General features: G+C 68.3%; 16 protein-coding genes and 1 pseudogene. 4 read left to right on the top strand and 13 right to left on the bottom strand.

Features of this window, described 5'->3' with window-relative positions:
• Nucleotide 1 precedes the first annotated feature (1 nt).
• The 6 genes from ADK67_RS03775 to ADK67_RS50425 all read right to left on the bottom strand — a co-directional run bounded on the left by ADK67_RS03775 (nt 2) and on the right by ADK67_RS50425 (nt 10,690).
• Nucleotides 2–1,528: an Hsp70 family protein gene (locus ADK67_RS03775; protein ID WP_082403196.1), complete on the bottom strand. Its 1,527-nt coding sequence runs from the start codon at nt 1,526–1,528 to the stop codon at nt 2–4.
• Nucleotides 1,512–3,329 (bottom strand): SPFH domain-containing protein, encoded by a 1,818-nt coding sequence (locus ADK67_RS03770; RefSeq protein WP_053714975.1) that lies wholly within the window; start codon nt 3,327–3,329, stop codon nt 1,512–1,514. The genes ADK67_RS03775 and ADK67_RS03770 overlap by 17 nt, the downstream gene beginning before the upstream one ends.
• A complete protein-coding gene (locus tag ADK67_RS03765; protein WP_082403195.1) occupies nt 3,322–4,956 on the bottom strand; it encodes a protein kinase domain-containing protein in 1,635 nt (544 codons plus the stop codon). Before ADK67_RS03765 ends, ADK67_RS03770 begins: the two co-directional genes overlap by 8 nt.
• 476 nt (nt 4,957–5,432) lie before the next feature.
• A complete protein-coding gene (locus tag ADK67_RS03760) occupies nt 5,433–9,068 on the bottom strand; it encodes a bacterial transcriptional activator domain-containing protein (protein WP_197289261.1) in 3,636 nt (1,211 codons plus the stop codon).
• Between the two features lie 411 nt (nt 9,069–9,479).
• A complete protein-coding gene (locus ADK67_RS03755; RefSeq protein ID WP_053714972.1) occupies nt 9,480–10,163 on the bottom strand; it encodes a hypothetical protein in 684 nt (227 codons plus the stop codon).
• A gap of 329 nt (nt 10,164–10,492) precedes the next feature.
• The gene (locus tag ADK67_RS50425; RefSeq protein ID WP_157619890.1) at nt 10,493–10,690 is read right to left on the bottom strand and encodes a hypothetical protein; all 198 of its coding nucleotides are present in this window, start codon (nt 10,688–10,690) and stop codon (nt 10,493–10,495) included.
• Nucleotides 10,691–10,992: 302 nt separating this feature from the next.
• Here ADK67_RS50425 and ADK67_RS03750 point away from each other — a divergent pair, with 302 nt between their 5' ends.
• Complete coding sequence (locus tag ADK67_RS03750) at nt 10,993–11,436, top strand: DUF488 domain-containing protein (protein ID WP_053714971.1); 444 nt, start codon at nt 10,993–10,995, stop codon at nt 11,434–11,436.
• Here ADK67_RS03750 and ADK67_RS03745 read toward each other — a convergent pair.
• The 6 genes from ADK67_RS03745 to ADK67_RS03720 form a co-directional block, all read right to left on the bottom strand.
• Nucleotides 11,433–12,263, bottom strand: a complete 831-nt coding sequence (locus tag ADK67_RS03745) for a hypothetical protein (RefSeq protein ID WP_053714970.1) — start codon at nt 12,261–12,263, stop codon at nt 11,433–11,435. The two genes, ADK67_RS03750 and ADK67_RS03745, sit on opposite strands and share 4 nt — an antisense overlap.
• 581 nt (nt 12,264–12,844) lie before the next feature.
• Nucleotides 12,845–13,165 (bottom strand): transposase, encoded by a 321-nt coding sequence (locus ADK67_RS54530; RefSeq protein ID WP_269435975.1) that lies wholly within the window; start codon nt 13,163–13,165, stop codon nt 12,845–12,847.
• 136 nt (nt 13,166–13,301) lie between these two features.
• Nucleotides 13,302–14,354 carry an IS110 family transposase gene (locus ADK67_RS03735; protein ID WP_231648000.1) on the bottom strand — a complete coding sequence of 351 codons (1,053 nt, stop codon included), beginning with the start codon at nt 14,352–14,354 and terminating at the stop codon, nt 13,302–13,304.
• A gap of 17 nt (nt 14,355–14,371) precedes the next feature.
• The gene (locus ADK67_RS03730) at nt 14,372–15,073 is read right to left on the bottom strand and encodes an ESX secretion-associated protein EspG (RefSeq protein ID WP_053714967.1); all 702 of its coding nucleotides are present in this window, start codon (nt 15,071–15,073) and stop codon (nt 14,372–14,374) included.
• Complete coding sequence (locus ADK67_RS03725; RefSeq protein ID WP_053714966.1) at nt 15,070–15,384, bottom strand: hypothetical protein; 315 nt, start codon at nt 15,382–15,384, stop codon at nt 15,070–15,072. Before ADK67_RS03725 ends, ADK67_RS03730 begins: the two co-directional genes overlap by 4 nt.
• A gap of 12 nt (nt 15,385–15,396) precedes the next feature.
• Complete coding sequence (locus ADK67_RS03720) at nt 15,397–16,536, bottom strand: WXG100 family type VII secretion target (protein ID WP_053714965.1); 1,140 nt, start codon at nt 16,534–16,536, stop codon at nt 15,397–15,399.
• Nucleotides 16,537–16,814: 278 nt separating this feature from the next.
• Between ADK67_RS03720 and ADK67_RS03715 the strand changes: the two genes are divergently transcribed.
• Together ADK67_RS03715 and ADK67_RS03710 are read left to right on the top strand one after the other, a co-directional pair.
• A complete protein-coding gene (locus ADK67_RS03715; RefSeq protein ID WP_157619888.1) occupies nt 16,815–21,260 on the top strand; it encodes a CHAT domain-containing protein in 4,446 nt (1,481 codons plus the stop codon).
• 14 nt (nt 21,261–21,274) lie between these two features.
• Complete coding sequence (locus tag ADK67_RS03710; protein WP_053714963.1) at nt 21,275–21,721, top strand: DcrB-related protein; 447 nt, start codon at nt 21,275–21,277, stop codon at nt 21,719–21,721.
• Between the two features lie 114 nt (nt 21,722–21,835).
• Here ADK67_RS03710 and ADK67_RS52070 read toward each other — a convergent pair.
• Nucleotides 21,836–21,996 (bottom strand): annotated as a pseudogene (locus ADK67_RS52070) (cbb3-type cytochrome c oxidase subunit I); the annotation flags it as partial.
• A gap of 280 nt (nt 21,997–22,276) precedes the next feature.
• Between ADK67_RS52070 and ADK67_RS03705 the strand changes: the two are divergent.
• A partial coding sequence (locus tag ADK67_RS03705; protein ID WP_157619887.1) for a hypothetical protein occupies nt 22,277–22,486 on the top strand: 210 nt, incomplete at its 3' end.

Raw genomic sequence — 22,486 nt, 5'->3', positions numbered from 1 at the left:
GTCACCGCCGCAGGCCGGGCAACGGCGCGACGGTGTCGGTGTCGCGGCCACGGACCTGGGTCTCGATCCGCAGCCGCGCGCCGTTGGCCGCGTGGGCGTCGATCCGCAGCACCCCGTCGGCGCCGAGCGAGAAGTCGAGCTCGACCGGGTCGCCGCGTCTGCTGTCCCGTGGAAGCCCTTCCATGGTGCGCTCTTCGAGCCGGAGGTGGTCGGCCTCGTCGTCGGACAGCACGTCGGTCATGGACTCGTACACGGCGACCCGCATCGCGGTCTGCCCGTCGCGCACGGTGCACAAGGTGTGCTGTCCGCTGGTGGGCAGCGGGGTGTTCGGGGCGATGATCCAGTGCACCGCGCTGCCGAGGGAGGGACGACCGGCGTCGCGCAAGATCAGCACGCCGTAGCCCTTGGACGTCACGTCCACGACCTTCCGGGACTCGCCCGCAGCGACCTGGGCGGCTCCCTTTGCCACCACCAGTTCCGCGTCGGCTGCGAGCCGCGGCGTGGGCAGGTGCGGGAATGTCTCGAAGAGCCTCTTCGCGACGGCGGGCGTCCGTGACATCCCGCCGATCAGGAGGACGTCGTCGATCGTCGACACCCCGGCGGCGCGGGCCTGCTCGATGAGGTCGCCGGTGAAGTCGATGGTGCGGTCGAGCAAGTCGGATGTGGCTTTTTCGTAGTCGCTGCGGGAGATGACCATGCGGTGCACATGGCCCTGTGCGGTCCGTACGGTCAGTATCTGCTCGGTGGAGGTCGACAGCGCGACTTTGATCGCTTGGGCCTGCCCGAGCAGGCCTGCCATCAGTCTCGGAGACGTCCGAGGGTCATCCTCGTCGGAGACGTCGCCCAGCTGGTCGAGGATGAGGTCGACGAGCACCCGGTCCCAGTCGGCGCCGCCGAGACGGGCGTCCCCGCCGGTCGCCACGACACGGACCTCGTCGGGGAACATGAGCACGACGGTGACGTCGAAGGTGCCCCCGCCGAGGTCGTAGACGAGGACCGCCCGACCGGCCGGGGTGCCGCGCAGGCCGCTGGCCAACGCCGCCGCGGTCGGTTCGTTGACCAGGTCCAGCACGTCCAGCCCGGCGATGCGGCCCGCTTCGCGGGTGCGCGCCCGTTCCGCCGTCCCGAAGTAGGCGGGAACCGTGATGACGGCAGTGGCCAGTGGACCGGCGGCGGGCGCCGTGACACCGAGTGCATCGAGCGCGTCCTCGACCGCCTGCCGCAGGATGAGCGCCGAGATCTGTTCGGGCCGCAGGTGCCCGCCGGGCACCGCGACGGTGTAGTCGCCGCCGATCTCGCGCTTGATCTCGGTGATCACCCGCCCCGGCTCGTACGCGCGCTGGTCGAGCGCGACGTCACCCACCGCCGCTGTGCCGTCCGCAGCGAGGTACACCGCCGACGGGGTGGTCGCGCCGCCCTCCCGGTTGGTCAGCACCCTGGCCTTCCCGCTGCTGTCCACCACGCAGACGCACGTGGCGGTCGTGCCGAGATCGATTCCCAGGCGGGGACGATCAGCGCTGGTCGTCATGCTTCTGCCCCTCCGGGTCGTAGGCCTCGGTGATCTGCGGTGGCTGCGCCTGCACGTCCGCGGTGTCCACTACCCACATGGGAAGCTGCCCACCGCGCCGGGAGACGCCCCGGACCCGTCGGGGAAGGCCGATGATCTCGGGGTCGCTCGACGCGACGAGGACCTGGGGAACCTGGCGGCTCGCGTCGATCTTGGCCAACCGCTCCGCGGCGACCTGGTCGCGGCCCAGGATGCGGACGTCCTCCTCGAGCTCCGCCGACCGCTTCAGCTTCTCCTGCTTGATGCTCTCCCTCTTCAGGTCCGTCTCCACCGCCGCGTTGGTCAGCTGCTGGCCGAGTTGCCTGCTCTGCTGCCGCAGCTTCGCGATGTGCCGGAACTCCTCGTTCATCTCATCGGACTGAAACTTGATCGCGCCGATGGTGGTCAGCCGGGGCGAGACGTTCTGCTCCCGCAGCGCTTGTTCGACCAGGGTCTTCAGCTCGGCGCGGACCTGGTTCTGGTCGCTGATGAACTCCTCGATGAGGTGGCTGTTGGACACCTCGTTGAAGTAGCCCTTGACGACCACGCCGAGCAGGCGGGTGACCAGCCGCTGCACCGCGGCCGACTTGCGCACGCCTGCGGTGCCGTGTTCCTCGTCGTCCTCGCCGAACCGCTTGACCAGGTGCGGTGCGGTCTCCGGCGGGATGGCGAAGGTCTGCGTCAGCTCGACCGAGACGTGGAACCCGTCCAGGGTCACTTCGATCAGGTCCAGTTCGGAGTCGTAGCGGTCGGCGCTGACGTCCTTGCGGCCCCAGGAGAGGATCAGTTCCCGTGAGGGAATCCGCACCACGCGCGCGAAGAACGGGTTGATCGCGTAGGTGGAGCCGCCCGGAAGCACCTCCGACTGCGGACCGAACTGCCCGCCGTTGGCCAGGAAGATCCAGGGGAACTGAAAGCTCTCATGGCCCTCGATCCTCGGCGCGGGCTCGGCGGCGTCGACCGGGTGCAGTCCTTCGGTGACGATGACGACCCCGGTCTCCTCGCTCTCCACCGACACCAGTCGCAGATCCTCCGGTTCCAGGTAGTGGTGGGACAGCGGGACCGTCTCCAGGTCCAGGTGGTTCTCGGTGAGCACGTTGAACATGTCGGTGTTGATGGCGTAGTTGCCCCCGCCGGGGAGCAGCGCCTGCTGTGGGCCTTGTTGCCCGCCGTCGTCGAGGAACTTCACCCCGTCCTGGAAGTATTTGCACTCGACGTGCCGGGCGAGGGTGTGGCCATACGGCATGATCTCGCCCACTTTGGCCACCACTACGCCGATGGTCCGCAGCGGGACGTAGGTGCGTTTGACGATCTTCACGTCGAAGACGGTGGGATGGATGGCGTACTGGCCTCCGCTGTGCAGGATCTCGATCTGCGGTCCCTGCTGTCCGTCCTTGTCGAGGAACGTCTTGAAGTCCTGGAAGTGGTCGCACGGCACGTGTCGAGCGATGGGCTGTCCGTGCTCGAGCGAGCTGCCCATCTTGGCGTGCACGATCCCGATCGAGTCCACCGGGATGCTGATCATGTCGTGGACCTGCACCCGGTAGAGCCAGGGTGGACGGAAGTAGATGCGACCGCCGATCAGCAACTTGCTCTGCCGGTTCACCGCCCTGGCGAGCGAACCCGCGTGCCGGAGCGAGCCGTACTTGCGGGTCACGATGACGAACCGGCCCAGCGGAACGTCTACCATGGACAGCCTGATCTGCTGCACGACCAGCACGAGGAAACCCAGCCCGGCCAGGACGGCGAGCCACGGCAGCACGAACCCGATGATGTCACCCATTGCGCCGCTCCTCGCTGATCCGGTTGTGCACCGCGGTGACCGTCATGCCCCAGTTGTCGTACCAGTCGTATGACCGTTTGGGTGAGCGCAGCGTCGGGAAGAATCCGGGGACGTCCCCGCGGTCGGCCGACCAGGCCTCGTAGTCGTCCGGTATGGGGCCGTCATGGCTCCAACCGAAGGCACGGGCCAGGGCGAACATCCTGTTGCGCGAGTTCTCCGGCACCAGCGCTCGCTGGGCGCGAAAACCGTGCCGGCCACCGGTTTCCTCGTGCCACACCTCGGTGAACTCACGCAGGAACGCCGTGCCGATGCGGTTGACGTGAGACCGGATCATCCAGCCCTCTTCCGCCCGACCGGCTGCCGTCAGCAGCATGTCGGTGGTCAGCCGGTCGGCCGTGACGAGGTCTCCCGCCCGCAACGCGGTGCGCACCGCCGCGACGAGCGCGGCCGTGCGGTCCACCGGGCTGGTGGAGTGGCGCGGCCGCTGCTCCGTGCGCACCAGGGCACGCAACTGTGCGAGGTGGGCAGGACCGGGCAGCGCGCTGGCACGCGCGTCGAGGAATTCGTCCGGTTGCCGCAGACCGGAGAGGGCGATCCCCAGGACGGGGATGTTGAGCCATTCCGCGGCGAGTCGCATGTCGACGGTCTCGGGGGCGGGCCGATCGGTGACCAGGATCAGCAGCACGCCCGCCCCGTTGAGGGTGTCCGGAATGGCGGAGATCCTTACGGCGAAGCCGTTGTCAACCAGGAGCTTCCGAAGCCGAAGTTCGTACCCGTTCTGGGGTGCACCGCAGACCACCACGGACGCGGCCACCGATTCCAGTTCGGCGACCAGCCGTTCGGCGTCCGGCCGGTCCCGTGCTTGCTTCGACAGCGCCAGTCCCACCATCTCACGCACCTCGCCCGGTACCGCGCGCAGATCGGGATCCGTGCCGAGGATGGCCGGGATGACCTCGCCCGCCGCGCCGTCGCCGAACGGTCCTCGCCCGGTCGCGGCGTAGAAGACCACGCAACCCCACGCGAAGATGTCGGACTGCACCGACGCGGTGCTGCCTCCCTTGACCAGTTCCGGGGCCTGGTAAGGCAGGGTTCCCATCACCTTTCCGGTGCTGGTCAGGCGGCCGATGTCGGCGACGGTGGTCGCGATGCCGAAATCGATCAGTACGGCCCGGTCGGCGCCGACCATCACGTTGGAGGGCTTGAGGTCGCGGTGGATCAGCCCTTCCCGATGGATGTCGCGCAGCGCCCGCGCGGTGTCGCGGGCGAGCGAGACGACACGTTCGGCAGGCAGCCCTCTTCCGGAGCCCGCCAAACGGTCGAGCGCCTGTCCCTGGACCACCTCCGTGGCCACGTAGAGCGGGTCGCCCACCACTTGCGAGTCGACCACCTTGGCGGTGTACTCCGAGCGCACCGCACGCGCCGCGGCGATCTCCTGGGTGAACCGCTTGCGGTACACGGGATCCGCCGCGTGCGATGAGTGGATCACCTTCACGGCCACGTGTTCCCCGGACGACTCCGCCAGGTACACCGTCCCCATCCCGCCCGATCCCAACCTGCCCAGAACCCGATAGGGTCCCAGGCGTCTCGGATCGCCGGGCCTCAATCCTTCAACCTGCCAAATGACCATTCGTCACCTTCCGGTACACGAACGTCCCCCGACGCGTGCCACGCGCGGGCCCCGCTTGCCCGCCGTGCGTCGCTAAGTGCGATTCTATCCCGGTTCAGAACAAAAGCCACCCAGTTATCACGCTTTTGCCCTATTACGGTCGGATCGTTGCCTTCCCTGGTAACGAAACCCTTAAGATCATTTTCTCGGCAGGGTGTCCGTTGGTCTGAAACTGGCTGTTCCTGCCGCAATTCTGCGGATTTAGAATCCTTGTCGGAATGATCTTGGAATGCGGTCGATCGCCTTCATGTCACCCCGTAACGTGAGGAAGGGTCGGCAGTTTCGGGCTCGTCTCCGACGAGCCGCCGGCTCTGCACCGACATCCACGAGTCATTCCCGAGCGTGACCTGCGGCGCCATCTGCCGGTGCCGCCTGCGCAACATCTCATCGAGTCAAGGGTTCTTGGCACACCACTCCTGGCATCAAACCGACTCCTCTCACGGCCACCAGCGCCGCACGTCGTCGATCGCCGCAGCGAGGCCGTCGGAAAACCCGGGGCCGGCGAGCTCCGCCAGCCTCGGGGCGGCCCTGTCCAAGAGCGCGAGACAAGTCGTCCGACTGACCGACCGCAACGTGCGGCGAAGCAGGACGACCAGGTCTGGGCCTTGCAGGACCGCAGCGGCGCGGGTCACCACCGCGACCAGCAGCCCACGGTCCCGGCTCGGTGCCGCCGCCGCGGCCCGTGCGAGGTGAGCAGCGGAACCGAGGACGGGCACCAGGCCGGTGAGCGCGCGCGTCCGGGCCTCCTCGGGAAGGAGTTCCGCGGCGGAGAGCGCCACCTCCACCTCGGCGACGGCCAAGCCGGGTGCGGCCGAGGCCAGCGCGCGAGCTCGGCGGAACGGGTCGCGCATCGCCAGGATCTCGGGGAGCGTGCGGGCGGGCAGAGGAGGAGGGCTGTGTCCCACGGCGGTGGTGCGCTGGTCGGGCACCGCGTATCCGGCCAGCACCCCGGCGCGGGTTCGGCGGTTGGCCGCCTCGTCGGCGTTGGCCTCGCCGGCCGGGTCGGTGGTGATGGTGCGGGCCGCGGTCAGCGCGGCTGCGAGCGCCGGCGGCCGATCGCCGATGGGCAGCCGGGCGGCGACCGCCGTCAGCAGGACGGCCCGGGCGTCGAGGTCGGAGATCCCGGCCGCGGCGGCGAGCACCTCGGCGAGTTCACCGTCGGAACTGGTCGGGATGAGCGCGACGAGCTCGTCGATCCGCACGAGTTCGTCGTCTCCCGGTGCTGCGTGCTTCAGCAGCGCACCGATCCGCGGTCGGGGCATCTCGCGCGGCGGGACGGTTCCGACCGCGGCGGACACCGCGTCGTCGACGAGGTCGTCGGGCAGGTCCGGCAGAATCCGCCGGACGGCCTCCGCTCGATCGTGCTCACCGGCGACCGACATCGCCGAATCCAGCGCGTCACGAAGCAGGCTCCGTCTGGGCTGCCCGTCCAGGTGTCGCGCGATCGCCGCCTGCGCGGCAGCACGCCACCCGTCGTGTCGTACCCGGGACGCGATCGACACCGCGTCGGCCACGTCCGTCAGGTACGGCGCGATCCGGGTCAGCACGTCGCCGGTGATGTGGGTGATGGGATCACGGGCAGCGGCCAGCGCCCACGCGACCGCCGGAGGACGAAGACGATCCGGCAGGAGCGGGACCAGCGCGGCGAGCAGCAGCGCCCTGGCAGGCGAAGCGTGCAGCCTGCGTGCGTGCGCGACCGCCCGCGACGGCGTCCACATCCCGGCCTTCACCAGGGCGACCACCAGGTCCGCCGGGATGTTCGCGGTGAGGCTGGTGATCGAGGAGACCACGAGCGCGCACCGTGCCTCGTCCACCAGCGTCGGCACGGACCTGCCCGCGGCCAGCGCCTCATCGGTCCGGCGCGCGAGGTGCGACCACAGGGCGGCGATGTCGGCGAGATAGTCGTCGACGGCGTCAACGTGCTCGTGGGCGGCGAACCACAGGTTGCCCGTCCGGTCCCCGGTGACGAGAAGCCGGCGGAGATCCTCGACCCGCCCGGCGTCGAGCAGGTGCCCCGCCAGGTGCCGCACCGCGTATCCCGACCCCGCTGCCAGCAGATCGGGGTCGGCGGCCAGTCGCGGCAACCCGGCGTCGAGTCCACCGAACCTGTCGAGGTGGTGGTCGACGATCCGGTGACGTGCGGCCGCCGCCGCGGCGCCCAGGGTCTCGCTCCAGTGCCAGTCCTCCTCGGAGCCGAGGTCGTCCAGAGGACGGCCGTTCAGGAACTCCCGCAGGCTGGTGTGGTGGACGCCGAACCTGCGGACCGTCGGTCCCGCGCGCTCCACGGCGAGGAAGGGCCGAAGGGTGCTGTGGCACCAGCGACGGACCGCGGTCTCGTCGGCGTCGGCGGCCAACGCGAGGTCTGCGGCGTCGAGCGGCTCCCCGATGACGGCGACCACGCCCAAGAGCCGAAGCAGCCCGGCGTCCCAGTCCGGGCTCCGGCTCCAGCGGTCCACGGTGTCGGTGTAGTAACGGGACAGACCCGAGGGCAGAGTGGTGAGGTCTGCGACATCGTGTACCCCGCTCCTCAGTTCCTCGACGGCGTAACGCAGGTACACCCAGACACCCTGGCATCGGTCCGACAGCCCGGCGATGACCTCCTCGTCGGCAAGCTCCGGAGGCAGCACCGCACGCAGGTGCGCCTCGACGTCGAGGCGGTTACGCGGATCATCGGCCGCCAGCCGCACCACGGCTTGGTCCCCGCCGGTGCGCGGCGGCGGGTGGCCGGTCCGATAAGTGCCCACCACGAACACCCCGTCCGGCAGCACGAACGACAGCCCCCACGGCTGCTCCCCGTAGCTCTCCGCCTCGTCCGCCCCGTCGACCACCAACACCAGCGGGCTGCCCGCGACCCGCGCCCGCTCGGCCGCCGCGTGGAGCACCACGTCGAACCCTTCCGGGGTGAACGCCCACTCCGGCACCATCGCGCTCGGCGCGATGTCCGGCAGGGTCCACCGCCGCACCAACTGACCGACGAGGTTCTGCAACCCGACCCGCACCGTCGCACCCCTGCTCACCCCGGCGAAGTGGCCCACCCATCCCCGCCGCAGCACCAGGAACGCCGCCAACGCCGTCTTACCCACCCCGGCGTCCCCCTCGACCCAGACGTAGCCGCCGGACATCTCGGCCAGACGCTTGTCGATCTCCGCGAGCACCCACGTCCGCCCGGTGAACCCCTCGCTCAACACCCGGTCTGTCACCTGCCGGTGCCCCCGGACGGCGTTCTCCACCGACACCGCGGCGGGGCCGGCCGGCACCGGGGTGATGGTGTAGCCGTGAACCGCTCCCGTGGGACTGCCATTCACGAGGTTCAGTGCGGCTTGAGGGCCGGAGAACTCGAGCAGCAGGCTGGTGGGCGCCGATGGCACGGTGGGCGCGGGTGGTGAGTGCCGGCGGGTCGCGGCGGTCGTGTGGCGGGCTTGGTCAAGCGTGCCCGCGGAGGGCTCGGCGCCGTAGACCTGGCTCATCAGGGTGGTAAGGCGGTCCATCCAGGCGGGAACATCGATGTGGCGTCCGAGCGCGGACAGGGCGCGGACGCCGAGGAGTAAGAACTCGTCGGTCGGGTGGTGCTCGACCAGGACGTGCAACTCTTGCAGCACCCGGTCGGCGTGGCCGTTGTCCAGCAAGGCCTGAAGGTGCTGCTCTTTGACCGTTCGGTGCCGGGTGAGCATGTCCTCGCGGCGGCGGTCGGCCCAGCCGCCGCCCAGTCCGGCCAGCGGGGCACCCCGCCACAGGGCGAACGCCTCCTCGAACCCGTCCGGGTCACGGGCCTGGTGAGCAGCGTCGGCCAAGAACAGGAACCGGTGATAATCCACCAGCATCGGGTCGATCGCGAGCATGAAGAACCCGGGACGTGACCTGCTGTCCAGCCAGGAGCCACTGCCACCCGCGCGGGTGAGGGCACTCCGGATGCGCTTGGCATAGGTCCGGATGGTGGACTCGGGATTTTCGGCCTGTTTGCGTTCCGGGTTGTCTGGCGACCACAGACAGTCGATCAGCGTCGACCACAGACAGTCGATCAGCGTCCCGACGCTGACCGGTCTGCCCGGGGACAGGGCCAACACGGCCAGCATGCACTCCTGCGTTCTTGTCTTCAGCTTGTGTTCGCCCTGGTCACTGCGAATCCCGACACCGTCCAACAGTCGGATCTCCACCCGCCCCTTACCGGGAGGCTCGACCTGTCCGGGGTGTGACAGGCGGTCGGTCAGCGGCTCGCGCGTACGCAGTGGAGGCGCAGGGACCCGATCCCGGCGCACTGGCTCGGGTCGATCCCGCTCTACCATGCCGACCGTGACGGAGGACCCGTCACGCGCGTTGATCACCAGGTTGTAGTCGCCCGCGACCACCGGCCCGTCGGTGCTCCCGCCGACTTCCACCTGGCGACTGTCGCCTTCGTGCTCGCCTGGCCGTCCGAGGTCGTCCGGTGTCCGGCTCACTGCCCGCTTCCTCCTCGTGACGTGGGAAACCCGGCGTCGGAGGTCCCGTTACAGCAACCGCCACCAGGCATCGCACGAGGTCTCCTTGACGACCACCGCCACATGGCGATAACAGGCGGGCCCGATCCGGCAGTAGCCCTCGTCCACCACGTGCTTCACCGCGTCCGACACCACCACCGCGAGGCAGGCGTCGCCGGCCTCTTCGAGCGAGCGCTTCACTTCAGGCGCGTCCACCAGGCGTGCGGCGTGCACCAACGGGGTGCCCGACCACTCACCACCCACCCGATCGACGTAGCCCACGTGCACCGCGGCCCTCAGGTCAACCCGGTAGGCGTCACTGGCTGCCGCGTTGTGCATTCGCAACGCCTTCGCGACCGCCTCGACGAACGTGTCGAGGACATCGACCAACGTCACCGCCTCCGGCATCACGACCTGCACACCGTCACCGCGGTCGACCACCTCGAAACTGCCCCGATCCACCCCGAGCGCCGCGGCCCCCGCGTGGACGCACTCCTCCAGCGCCCGGCGCATGCGTCGCTGCCCGTCGTTGTTCCGCGAGCTCGACCTCTGCACGTCCGTGGTCACCACAACCCGCCGCGCCGCCAGCAGATCCGGCCGCCGACCCGATTCGGGCCCAACCGCCGCGTCGCGCTCCGAGGCATTCACATGGATCACATGGCCGACACCGGCCGCCACCGGACCGTGGGCGTCCCCGCCGATCTTCACGCTCACATCGCCAACCGGTCGCCCCCGCATCACGACTCCTCACCGCCGAACAACACCCAGATCCGGATACCTTCAGCGATCGTTCACCCCATCGTGAGACCCGGTGAACGCAGTTGTACGGATCAACCCAGTCACGTTTCGAGTCATCTGACGCACAAGTCGCCCGTTCAGCCGCTCGGCCCACCCGATTGGTCGACGGCCCGTACGCCCGCCCCTGCATACGCCGCACGAGCATGATCAGCAGGCGGCGCACGAGTTGTCGACCTGCTCGACATCGTCTTACTGATCCGTGCTGAAGCACTGCGGCTGCGCGTGATCGCTCACCGGGCGACAGCTCACTCTCGATTCGCCGCCAGCTCAGCCAATGTTCTCCCGCCCCATCCGCTCGATCCGCGGTCGCTGTGGTGGATCAACTGTTTGTCGAGCACGTCGCGTGACCAGATCGCGTACCCCAGCGCGCCGAGCACAAGGTCGGTGTCGCAGCGGTCGGAGGTCTTCCAGCCCGCGATCCGGGTGGAGAACGCGTCGCGCACGGCCGCGAGCCAGAAGGCGCCGGCGCGGTGAAGTTCCGGTTCGCCCGATCGGGCGCCGGCGCGGCCCGCAGATCACGCCTGGTCGACCGCGTCCGCCACTGTTTACGCAGGAACGCGCCCTCCAGGCCGACCTGGCGCATCAGCCGCTCGACACGCTTGCGCGACACGCACGGCATGGTGCTCCAGGTCGAGCACTTTGTAACTCCGAAGAGCCGGTCCGTGCTCTTTGGACCGTGTGGCTGGTTGCCGTGCGAGGGCTGGTCGGTGTTTCGTGGTTACAGAGGGTGTGACAGAGTCGGACCGTGCGAGAGGTTCCGGGTGTGGTGGGTGTCGGGTACGAGGGCCTGGACGTGGAGGGCTTCGTGTCCCGGCTGACCGACCTCGGCGTGCAAGTCCTGGCGGATGTCCGGTTGACGCCGATCTCGCGCAAGCGTGGCTTCAGCAAGCGTGCGCTGGCCGAGGCGGTGTCCGGGGCCGGGGTGGAGTATCTGCACCTGCGCGAGTTGGGCAACCCGAAGGACAACCGGCCGGGTTTCGCCGGTGACGACGTGGCGTTGTCGCGGGCTCGTGGGCGGTACGCGGAGCTGCTCGATGTAGGGACCGCGGATAGTGCTCTGGATCGGTTGGCGGTGCTGGCGGGGGAGCGGCGGGTGGCGGTGATGTGCTTCGAGGCCGACGAGGAGCGCTGTCACCGGCACGTGGTGCTGGAGGCCGTTCGTGCCCGTCTGGAGCCGGTGTCGGTCTAGCGTTTCGGCCAGTAGACGCCCAGGACGCTGAAGGTGCGCGGGCTCTTGGCCTGGTTGCCGACGTAGAAGACGGTGTCCCGGACTGGTGCGCACATCTGGTCGAGGTACTTGGCTCGTAGTTCGCGTATGAGGTCGTCGTCGTTGCGGTGCTTCAGCGTGCGTTGTAGGGCGACGAACTCCCAGTCGAGGATGCCTTGGCGGTGGCCGTTGCAGCGTGGTGTGCAGCGGTAGCGGTACCAGCCCTGGAATCGCGGTGCCTGCAGTGCGGTCCGGTCGCTGCCGGTGAGGTCGAGTTGACCGACGTAGCTGTCGATCTTGCGTTGATCCTCGGGGCTCCATCCCGGATGGGGCTTGATGTCGATGCCGAGGACCCGGTCGGGGCGAACGGCGGCCAGGGATGGCGCGGCGGAGTTCGCGTGGACGGCTTCGCGGACCGTGCACATGGATGCGTCGACGTAGGGCTCGACTTCGACACGCCGTCGTGTCCACGGTTTGAGGTGGTCCACGGTCTGCACGCTGGTGATGTCCGGGCGCCAGCTCTCGGTGCGGAAGTCGCCTCGGGCGGGCTTGGCGCGCAGCGACACGATGTCGTACTTCCTGAAGGTGTGTGGGCTGTCGAGTTCGCGGAAGTTGATCGGGTAGAGGCGTACCCAGCCGGGCGCGTCGAAGTCCAGGCGGATACCGGCCACGCACACCGTCTCGCCGTAGGTCTCCGACGGGTTGGGTGCCGCCTTGACGGTGATCAGCACCCGCATCTGTTGCCATCCGTCCCCGACGGGTTTGGCGGTGGGCGCGTCGTCCGGTCCGAACAGCAGTCCCTGGCTCATGGCACCCCCGGCAGTGTGACAATCGGTCACCACGATCGAGTGTGACCTGCGTGAACATGCAAGTCATTCCTCCGGTCGTGTGCAGACGGTGATAGCGCGGTTTCTGCTGCGGTTTTCGAAGATGAAGCGATGAGCGTCGATCACTCGACCGGGTGAAGACGTTCGGGTGATGTAGCGAAGATCGCCTCTGCATCGATGGTGATCCACAACGCGCTGACATGATCACCGGCCGTCGGCGGACGGCACGGTCGAAAGTCGGGATGCGCCTGCGGTAAGGATCGCCAGAGCCCGAATCGGGACTCCGCTGCCTGGAAGGCATCATGTTGCCTTGCACGTGTGGTGCGCTGGGGTGTCTCCTAGTTGCCGTTCCAGGATGGTGATCTGGTGCCGTAGCGCCAGGAATCTCCACGTCCTTGTCCCGGTCGCTCATGGGCAGCAGGGGCAGCAGTGCGAAGGCGTTGGTCATGCCCAGGTAAGCCAGCCGGAGCGGCATGGCCGGCCATCATGCCGCGTCAGCCGAGGGCGGTGCGGACCTGCGGCCGCGCCCAGGAGCCCTTCGATCCCTCACACCACGCACGGCTTCAACCTGCACGGATATAGTTTTCGGCAGACACAACGCTCAATTCCGCGTTCTCCTTGCCGAGTCGACGCAGCTCCTCCGCCTCGGTCGCGGTGGGCCGATCGCCCCGCTCGCCGCGGCCGGCCTCGTCTTGCCGGATCCAGTTCCGCAACGCCTCGTGATGCACACCCAGCTGCTCGGCCAGACGCCGGATCACCGGCTTCGGATCCGACTCCCGGTACAACCGGACCGCACGAGCCTCAGCTCGTCGGGGTACTTCTTCGGTGGTGCCATGGTGCCACGGATGACTCCCTTCAGGCCCTGTCGAACCATGTCTGGAAATGCTCCGGGCTATCGGGGGTTCCTCTGTGTTTGTCGCGGCGTTGGGTCGGGCTCGGTTGTAGGCTTTGGTTTGGCGGGTTCGGGAAGTGACTTGTCCGAAGAGCTGGCTGTCGGGGTTGTGCCGGTCGCGCTGGATGTCAGAGTCGCACCCGAATGTCCTCCCGGGCCCGCTTCCCGTGCTTGTCGGCGAGCATGAGGCGCCAGACGTGGTCGGCGAGGCGGCGTTTGAGGCAGCGCATGGCCTCGTTGTGGGTCTTGCCCTCGGCGGTCTTGCGGTCGTAGTAGGAGCGTCCGCGGCTGTCGGGCATGCGGATCTGTGTCAGGGCGATGGTGTGCAGGGCGTTGTTCAGCTTGCGGTCGCCCTCGCGGGACAGCCGGTGGCGGGCCTTGTTTGCGCTGGCGATCTCGATCGGGGCGACACCGGCGTAGACGGCGAACGCCGCCGAGGTCGGGAAGCGTGAGGCACGTCCGGTGCGTCCGAGCAACCTTGCCGCCACCATCGGGCCGACCCCGACGATGTCGGTCAGGCTGCTTCCGGAGTCGGCGACCGCGTCCCGCATGCGTTGGGTGTTGGCCTTGAGGCGGGCGTCCAGGGCGCGGATGTCAGTGATCAACTCGCGGGCGAATTCTTTGCGTGCCCGTTCCACCGGTGACGCAGGCCGGATCCCGGTCAGCGCCGCGCAGGCACGATCGGCGGTCAGGTCGGTGGAGACGCCGCCGGGCAGCAGGTCGCGCAGCAACGCGTGCAGCTGGTTGACCGTGCGGGTCCGCTGCTGGGTGAGGTTGCCGCGTCGTTCGTCCAGCATTGCGAGCATCGTCGTGGCGTCCTCGGCCGCGACAGGGGCGGTATCACCGCGCAGGGCGGCCACGCCGGCCGCCGCCGCCGCCGCGTCGAGCACGTCGTTCTTACGGCGTCCACCCCGCGACAGCTCTCGCACCCGTGCGGTGGCCGTCGGCGGGACGTCCACCACGGTCTCGCCTCGTGCGATCAGCCATTGCGCCAGGTGCCGGCCGAGGCCGCGGGCGTTCTCCACCGCCCACCGACGTTCGCCGAACCGTCGCGCCCAGGTCAGCAGCCGCCGGTACTCGACCAGTGTGGCGTCCACACGGACGGTGCCCAGCGTGCTGTGGGTGTCGGAGTCCAGCACCGCCGCCGTGTGGCTGGACTTGTGCGGGTCAACTTCGATCACGACCATCGACCGCAGATTCAACTGCGCAGTATTTCCCAGATGCGTCTGCGGAGCAGCCGTTCGGGAAGCGGGTTGATGCTGATCCAGCCACTGCTTTCGGTCAGACTCAAGCGGCCTGGTCCACTGTCAACCCACCGCACCTCGTCGTCTGGTCGACTGCCGAATTGGCCATCGGAGACCACGGGGTACAGCGTTGTGATCCAGCGCTGTTGTGTGGCGCGGTCGATACCATGCTCCGCCAGCATCCGTTCGACGAGGTGCTCTTCGCGTAGGTGCTTGACCGCGTCAACCGCCTTGCGCGGCAACAGGAGGGGCATCACGTTCGCGGCGTGCACCCGGGGTATCAGGGACAAGAGGGTGTCCGGCAACGTGTCGAGAGTCGATCGCAGCACTCTGATGTCGCTTTTGTCCTGCACGAGGACACAGCAGGTTCCTGTGTGGCGGAGGACGGCCGCAGCCAGCGGTGCTGGTCCGCCCACGACCAGGTACGCCCTGCTTCCCTCCCTCAACCCCGTCACTACGTCGGCCGCGAAGTCCCGCGGCCCTCGTTCGTTGGCCAGTCCTCGCGCGGTCAACGTGTTGACCGCTTGCTTGGTGCGTTCCAGGTGCGCTTGGTGATCTGCCGCCATGGCGGGTTCGGCGAGCGGGAGTGGCCACGACCGTTCGGCGAACTCGCACAGCAGGAGCAGTTCACGGTCGGTCAGCAGGTGTCCGGTCATGGACCGACGATGGTCTCTCGAGCCTCGTCATCGGCTTGGCGGTAGACGGTCGCGGTGGTGCCGAGCTTATCGGCGACTAATGCCAACTGCACTTCCATGACGTGTAGCAGGTCTCGGAACCGTGCCGTTCTATCGGCGAACTTCCGGCCGAGGGCTTCCGCATGTGGGCTTGACCCCAGCGGCAGCGCTCGGTCGAGCGCGTCCACTTCTGCCCGGATCTCCGCGAGCTGCACGGTCAGTCCGGTGACGCCCGTCCCCACGAGTTGCAGAGTCTCGGCGTCGACGTTCAATTCGCTCTTATCCCCATACATCAGGAATCCCTTCTACTCGCCGATCACGGCAGGTGCGGTCGATTCAAGGTCACCGAACAAGTCGAAGTCGTAGGGGTAGGGTCCGTGACGGCCATCTTCCTCGCGATCGGCGCCTCCGGCTGCGTGCGCGCCGCTCGCCGGAGGTGTCCGCGACGTGCTCCGGTCGACCGGGGGCGGGGGCATCCCGCCGCCCGCGACCAGCCCGCTCATCGCCGCGTGCGTCGCCACCGAACCGCCCACCGGCTGGTTGCCGACCACCGTGCCGCTCACCGCCGAAGTCGAGGTCATGGCCTGCCACCGTGCCTCTGGGCCACCGGCCGCCCAGGACACGGCGGTCGAGGTCTGCGCCGCACCCGCTCCCGGGGCCGATTCGCCCAGGGGGTCCTGCCGCGCTTCCTGCGACTTGCCTTGAGCACGCCGATGAGCTGTCGACGCCGCGACGGTGCGTCCGACCGCCGCGGTGAGCCCGGGCATGGACACGAGGCCAGGGATCGTGGTCAGGGCGTCGGAGAATTGCGGCGTGTCGGCGTCAACGGCTTGCGAGCCGCGCTCGTGCTCGCGCATGACGTATACGGCTTGGTCCTTCTCGGCCGACTGTCCGATCATGGTCCCGATCACGCTGGTGGTGCCGCCGGTCACGGCACCGACAACCGCGATCAGGAGGCCGGCGCCCGCTCCCGCCGCGCTGCCGGCGACCGCGCCGGCATGGGCATTCGCCGGGTCTTGCGGCGCGGGCATCGCCCGTTGAGCGGCGGAAAGTTGGTAGGCGGCTTCGTCGACCGGCCTGGCCATGTCCGTGGTGGTGCGCGCCAGGTGTGCCAGCCACTCTGCGTTCTTCCGCAATGCCGAGATCGCGCTGACCGCACTTTCGCCGTTCCACACCGCTTCCAGCGACGCGAGCATCCGGCCGAACCGATCGGCCAACGCGCCGATGGACTCGCCGTGCTGCCGCCACCGGTCAGCGGCGTCATGCACCGCCGCCACATCGACGCGCTCGTGGAGCATGGCGAACAGTTGCCGGTGGCTGTAGCTCTCCCAGCGCACGCCGCCAGCCACGTACCGGTCGTCTGACGGGTGGATTCCGGCTTCCAGGGATCGCGGGTCCGCACCCCGTGACCTGCCCTGCGCGGTGTCGCTCTCGACCTCGTCCAAATGAGCCTCCATCCGCCAGGTGCCCGCGCGTTCATGATGCCCGAAAGGTAACCACTCAGTGGTGTCAAGTGGTGGCAGGTGTTCCTTGCTCTTCAGGCGAAAGCGAGGCAACCCGAGTCATCCTCGCATTTTCGTGCCTATGTGAATCGGACTGGACTGATTCTCCGCAAAAGTGCGTTCAGCGGCCGAATCTCCGGCCTTGTTCCCCTCGTCCGCAGGTGCGACAATCCCGGCCGGGCAGTCGACCTCTGTGACCGGCGACCTGGAAGGTGGCGCTGGTGGCGGCATCTGATCCGCACGATCAGGACTGGTCTTCCGGCGCGCGTGTCTGGAACGACCTGAACGGATTGATCAACGGACCCGTGGTGATGGCCGGGACGATCACCGGCGGCGTGTACGTGGAACGCGGGGACGGTGCCCGATCAGCCGGGGCCAAGCGCGAACACCGCGTCGACGTCGAACTGCTCGGGGCCGCCGGTAATCTTCGCTTGCGCCACAGGTTCGCGGACGGTTCGGACCACGTGACGGACGTCTCCACTCCCGAGGTGGCAAAATTGGTCCGGGATGTTGGCGCGCTGCTGCGCAGCGCCATGGCCGGAGCTGCCCAGCACCGCGCCGCCCTGCTCACCGAGTGCGGTTACCGCCTGCACACGTTCGTCGACACCGCAGAGCGGGTGTTGACTGGATATCGCGAGCGCACCAAGGGCTTGTGGTCCGCCATGGTCCTCGCCGTCACCGCAGACGAGGAAATCTCGCGGCTGCCGTGGGAGTTGCTGCACGACGGCTCGACATTCCTCGTCGCCGCGCCCGATCCGGTCGTACCCGTCCGAGTGGTCACGTCAGGCGGGCAGCCTCGGCCTGTCGCGAAGCGCGGCCTGCGGCTGCTCTACATGGCCTGCGCGCCTGTCGGCGACCTTCCCGAACTCGACTACGACGCCGAGCACGACGCGATCATCGCGTTAGCGCGCAAGCACCCGCTGGAACCGCACTTCGACGACAGCGGCAACCTCGCGGACCTCGAGCACAGGTTGGGCGAGTACGACTACCGCCACTTCGACGTCATCCACCTGGATGGTCACGTCGCCTACGCCCGAGGCGAGGTCGTTCTCGCGACCGAGGGCGTCCGTGGTGAGAGAGTCGACGCGGAGGCGATCGTCCTGCGCGATGTAATCCGCGACAGCGGCGCGTCCGTGCTTTTCCTCTCCGGCCGCCCGGTGAGCGGCGAGGTGGATGACTTCCCGACCGGCAGGCTCGCTGCGCGCCTGGCCTGCTCCGGCATCCCGGTCGTGGTCAGTTTGGACCGGCGCACGCCCGACGCTCGCACCACTCGGGCCGTGGACGCCTTCTACCAGGTTCTGGCCCGCGGGAGAACGTTCGTCGAAGCCCTCGCCGCCACCTATCGATCGATGGTGGACAGAGGCGGAGCGGATTGGCACGCGCTGCGGGTCTTCGTGGCCGGTGAACTGCCTGGTGCCCTCGTCCCCGCCCCGCGATCCGGCGGCGGCGCCGTCGCACGAGCCCTCCCCGGGCCGGATGACGAGGCGCGCGGCGCGGGCAGCACGGGTTTCATCGGCCGCAGGCGGGAACTGCAGGACGCGGTCCGGCTGCTCGGCGCCACTGCCGCCCCGGATCCGGTCGGGCTCGTCCTGTGCGGGATGGGTGGGCTCGGGAAGACCCGCTTGGCGCGTCGCATCGAGCAGCGACTCGCCGCCGACTACGAAGTGGTACGGGTGGCCGACGGCTTGACCGAGCAGAAGCTGGTGGACGCGATCGCCGCGGACATCGAGCGCGACGTGTACCTGCACGACGTGCCTTCCACACTGCCTCTGGTGGACCGGCTCACCTTGTTCCTGCGCAGGCAGTCGGCCGCGTCGGGGAAGCTGCTGCTGTTCGAACTGGATGCGTTCGAGCACTCGTTCGAGGTTGATCCTGGTGATACAGGGGCGATTCTCCTCGTCAACGGCCGGCCGACCACCGCCACCGAAGCAGCGTCGGTGTTGAATGCCCTGGTCACCGCCGTGCGAACCTGCGGGTACGGTCCGCACAGGATCATGATAACCACTCGGTACCCGCCTGACCTGCCGTGCATGCGGTACCTGGAGGTCAGGAGGCTGAGCTCGCTCGGCCGGTCCGACCTGGAACGCGTGGTCGCGCGGCGAACTGGGGAGGACGTCGCACTGTCCGCCACCAGCGTGGACGAGATCATCTCCATCTCGGGCGGCAACACCCGGTTGACCGAGTGGCTGGTGGACACTGCCCGGCGTGAAGTCCGGGTGGAACCGGATGCGTTGCGCGCCATACTCCGGCACAACCGATTGGAGTTCCTGGAGAAGGACGTATTCGCCCCCATGCTGCTGGACCGGATCAGCCGTGACGACGCGCGCGTGCTGCGGGCCGCCTCCCCGTTCCAGGTACCGGTGTCCGCCGACGTGCTGTCACGGCTGACTGGGACCGACGCGAGCGAAGCCGCGTGGCGATTGGCCAACCTCGGACTCCTGGAGCACCAAGCGGGCGGTGTCGACCGGTTCGCGCTGCCTGGTGTGCTGCGGGCCCGGTACGTCGCCGAACATGCCCCGGCCGTCCTGCGCGCACGGCACGCGACCTGTGCACGAGCGCTCGCAGCACGGGCGAAAGACCCGATCGAGGCGGAGGACCTGACCGAGGTTGACGTTGCCACGTTGCGAGAGGTCCACCGGCTGGCGCGGTTGGGCGCAAACCTCGATCTGGAGGTGGAGACCGCGATCGCGCTAGCCGACCACCAGTTGTTCCGGCTGCGGTTCGCCGAGGCCCGCGAACTGTGCCTGCACACGTTGATGAGGCTGCGAGAACACGGTCGGGAACACCACACGCTGTACATGATCCTGGGCGAGGTCCAGGTGCAGTTGGGCGAGACCCGATCCGACCTCTACCTGGTCAAGGCGCTGGAGGTGTGTCCGTCGGACGCGGACGGGGACCGCGCGGAAATCCTGGCGCACCGGGGTTTCCGATCTGTCGACCATTCGCCTGAACACGCGATGCTGGACTTGGACGAGGCGATCAAACTCGTTCGCGGGCAGGACCGGCCCAACGTCCTGGCGTTCGCGCTGCGCACCAAAGCCAGGGCACTCGCGGCAGCGCGTCCACGTGGATGGGAAGATCAGGTTCGCGAGCTGATCGCCGAGGCGCTCGACCTGGTCCCTCGCAACGGGCTCTATTACGCTGCGGTGCTTTTGGACCGAGCTGTCGCGCAGCACCTCACGCGCAATGATGCCGTTGCCGCCCTCGAAGACCTCAACACGGCCTTGGCCATCGACGAAGCGAAGGGCACCAGCGCACACCAGGCGATCACCCTGCTGACGATGGCCGACGCCGCGCTGAGCAGCGGCCGCGTTGACCTCGCGGTCCGCTGGGTGGACGATGCCGCCGTGCGGTGCACCACCCAGCGCATCAAGAGTGGAGTAGACCTCCACCGCGGCAGCATTGCGCGCCTCACGGGGGACCTCCCCTCGGCCCGTGCCCACTTCGAGGCAGCTCACGCCAGGGCACAACGGACGGGGCACCTCGGGCACCAGCTCGACGCGCTGGTCGGGCTGCGCCGGGTGCACGCAGCCGCGGGCGACCACAAGGCCGCCGACCAGGCCAGGGAGGCGCAGGACGAGGTCGCGCGACGGCTGGCAGACCCGACCGCATTGATCAACACATTGCTCGAGTCGGTCACCGGCGAACTTACGACCGGGACGGCGGACGCAGGGGCAGTGGTGGAGCGGGCACGGGAAGCCGCCGCGATCGCTGCGGCGATGGGCCGGCCCGATCGTGAAATCCTTGCCTTGCAGGCTCTCCTGGACCACAGCGAGATGGCAGGGCTGCCCGAGGCGAGCGTTGAAGATCCGCTGCGCCGGATGCTCGTGCTGCTCGGCACCGGCGGTCGCGGGGGCTCGGCACACCTCGCGAAACGCTTGGGAGTGCTGCTGCTGCGGGCCGAACGGTTCGCGGAGGCCCATCCGGTGCTCAGGAGTTCGTTGGAACACTACGAACGGCACGGTCTCCGCGAGGCCGCCGCCGAGGTGCACGAACGCCTGTCCGAGGTGGCCCGGGCGTTGAGCCGTGCGGATGAGGCCGAACGCCACCTCTGGGCCGCCGCGGCGCACCGTCTCGAAGTGCGGGCGCACACGGCGGCGGCGCAGGCGTTGCGTGCAGTGGCCGCGATACGCCCCGACCGCGCGCAGGACGTGCTCGCCCTCGCCCGAAGGCTTACCAGGATCGCTGCTTCCGGTCTGGACGAGGAACAGGTACTGCTCGACCTCGTGGCAACGGACGATCAATGGCGCGAGCAAGCCGCGCTGGCTCGGGCCCGCGCTCAGCCGTTGCGGGTCGAGGTGGCACCGGACCTGGTCGCGTGCGTCGACCCCCAGCGGGGCGGTCGGTTCCTGGCGGGAGTCGACGAACTGCGTGCCGAGGTGCGCGCCGACTCCGGCTGGGTGCTGCCCAAGGTGCTCGTCGGCGCGAACTCCGACCTGCCGCCGACGTGGTTCGTAATCAGTGTGTGGGGGAGACCTGCCATCAACGGACCTACCGTCGAACCGCTGGTGGGTGACCGGGCTACCGCGATGGTGGCCGCGTTGCGCGCCGTCCTGCGTACGCACCAAGCCCTCCTGTTCAGTCCCGAACCGGCTCCCGAGCCCGATCCCGAAGTGGACGTGCTCACCGCCGAAGAGATCCTCGCCGTGCTGCGCGAACGGTCTTGATCGAAGGGAATAACATGCTCTATGCGGGCATTTCCGGTGTGATGATACCTGTTCTGCCGGGCTGGGAGGACTTATCCCAGCTCACCCTGGCAGCCGTGTGCGACGGCTTCCGGCACAACCTGGTCCTGACGGTGAGAGAATCTTCCGAGCGGAGTGCCAAGGTATTCGCGGAAGACCACGTCGCTAACCTGTACGTCACACTTGCTGATATCTCCATGAACCTGGAGGAGCCGGTGGCGTTCGGTCCTCATGACGGCTGGCTCTTCGATTATGAATTTACTTCGAATGGAAACGTCTTCCGGCAGAGGCAGTTCTTCGTGTTCCGAGGTGAACGCGTATACAACTTCACCTACACTGACCTCTCGGATCGATTCGAGGCGAACATGGAGATCATGGAACAAATCATCGGTGGCACGCGCTTCGCTGAGGATGGACCCTCGCATGACCGGTTTGAGGTCTGAGTCCTGCTGTGGAGTCCCCCGAGCGGGCCGCATCTCCTGTGAGGGTCAAATGTCGGCCACCGGGCTTGAACTGCGGTTAGGCAGCCGCGTTCGCACTCGTTGATCAGGCCGCCGAATGCCGAAGAACGGCAGCGCGACGATGTCGACCTCGGGGTGGCCGAAGAACCAGAACAGGTGGTGCCACAGGATGTCCCCGCTGTTGGCCGGGTCGAACACGTGTGCGCCAGGTGCCGGTCGGCCAGCAGGCCCAGCGCGGCGGTTAGGATCGGGAACGCCTGTGGGGTGTCAATAGTCGGCCGCACGGCCTGACCTGTGTCTACGGAGCTGTAGGTTCGTGCTCGTTGAGTCAGGTCGCCGCGGGTGGTTCGGTGGCGTGTCGACGTGTGGACCGGCGGTCTGCGTAGGCTCGAGCTCGGCCTGCCGGTCATGAATATCTTTCAGCAGGATCGTGATTGCACGGGTTCAACACATGGGCCGCGCCCACCCTCTCCAGCTGTAATACGAAGGGTATTCAGGGCTGGCGCGCGTTCCGGATCGCGAAACTAGGCTCGGGCGGTGCAGTTGGACAAACCTGAATTCGCCGAGCTGTGGCGGCTGGCCCGCGAGACGCTGGAGGGTGGCGGCCGGTCTGCGTTCGGCATTCGCGTCGAGGACGAGAAGACCGCTGCGGCGCTCACCGAACTGTTGCGCAAGCCGGTCGCGCACCCGGCCCGCCGGCAGATCTCCCTGGCGCGTCTGGACGAGCACGTCCGTGCGCACGGCAGC

It is taken from the genome of Saccharothrix sp. NRRL B-16348 (assembly GCF_001280085.1).
GTDB lineage: Bacteria > Actinomycetota > Actinomycetes > Mycobacteriales > Pseudonocardiaceae > Actinosynnema.
This window is presented reverse-complemented; position numbering and strand designations above follow the sequence as displayed.

Excerpts from the sequence above, each read along its gene's own strand:
- ADK67_RS03710 (WP_053714963.1), top strand. The coding sequence starts at position 21,275 with ATGCTCTATGCGGGCATTTCCGGTGTGATGATACCTGTTCTGCCGGGC.
- ADK67_RS03770 (WP_053714975.1), bottom strand. The coding sequence starts at position 3,329 with ATGGGTGACATCATCGGGTTCGTGCTGCCGTGGCTCGCCGTCCTGGCC.
- ADK67_RS03775 (WP_082403196.1), bottom strand. The coding sequence starts at position 1,528 with ATGACGACCAGCGCTGATCGTCCCCGCCTGGGAATCGATCTCGGCACG.
- ADK67_RS03765 (WP_082403195.1), bottom strand. The coding sequence starts at position 4,956 with ATGGTCATTTGGCAGGTTGAAGGATTGAGGCCCGGCGATCCGAGACGC.
- ADK67_RS03730 (WP_053714967.1), bottom strand. The coding sequence starts at position 15,073 with ATGACCGGACACCTGCTGACCGACCGTGAACTGCTCCTGCTGTGCGAG.
- ADK67_RS03725 (WP_053714966.1), bottom strand. The coding sequence starts at position 15,384 with ATGTATGGGGATAAGAGCGAATTGAACGTCGACGCCGAGACTCTGCAA.
- ADK67_RS03760 (WP_197289261.1), bottom strand. The coding sequence starts at position 9,068 with ATGCTGGCCGTGTTGGCCCTGTCCCCGGGCAGACCGGTCAGCGTCGGG.
- ADK67_RS03745 (WP_053714970.1), bottom strand. The coding sequence starts at position 12,263 with ATGAGCCAGGGACTGCTGTTCGGACCGGACGACGCGCCCACCGCCAAA.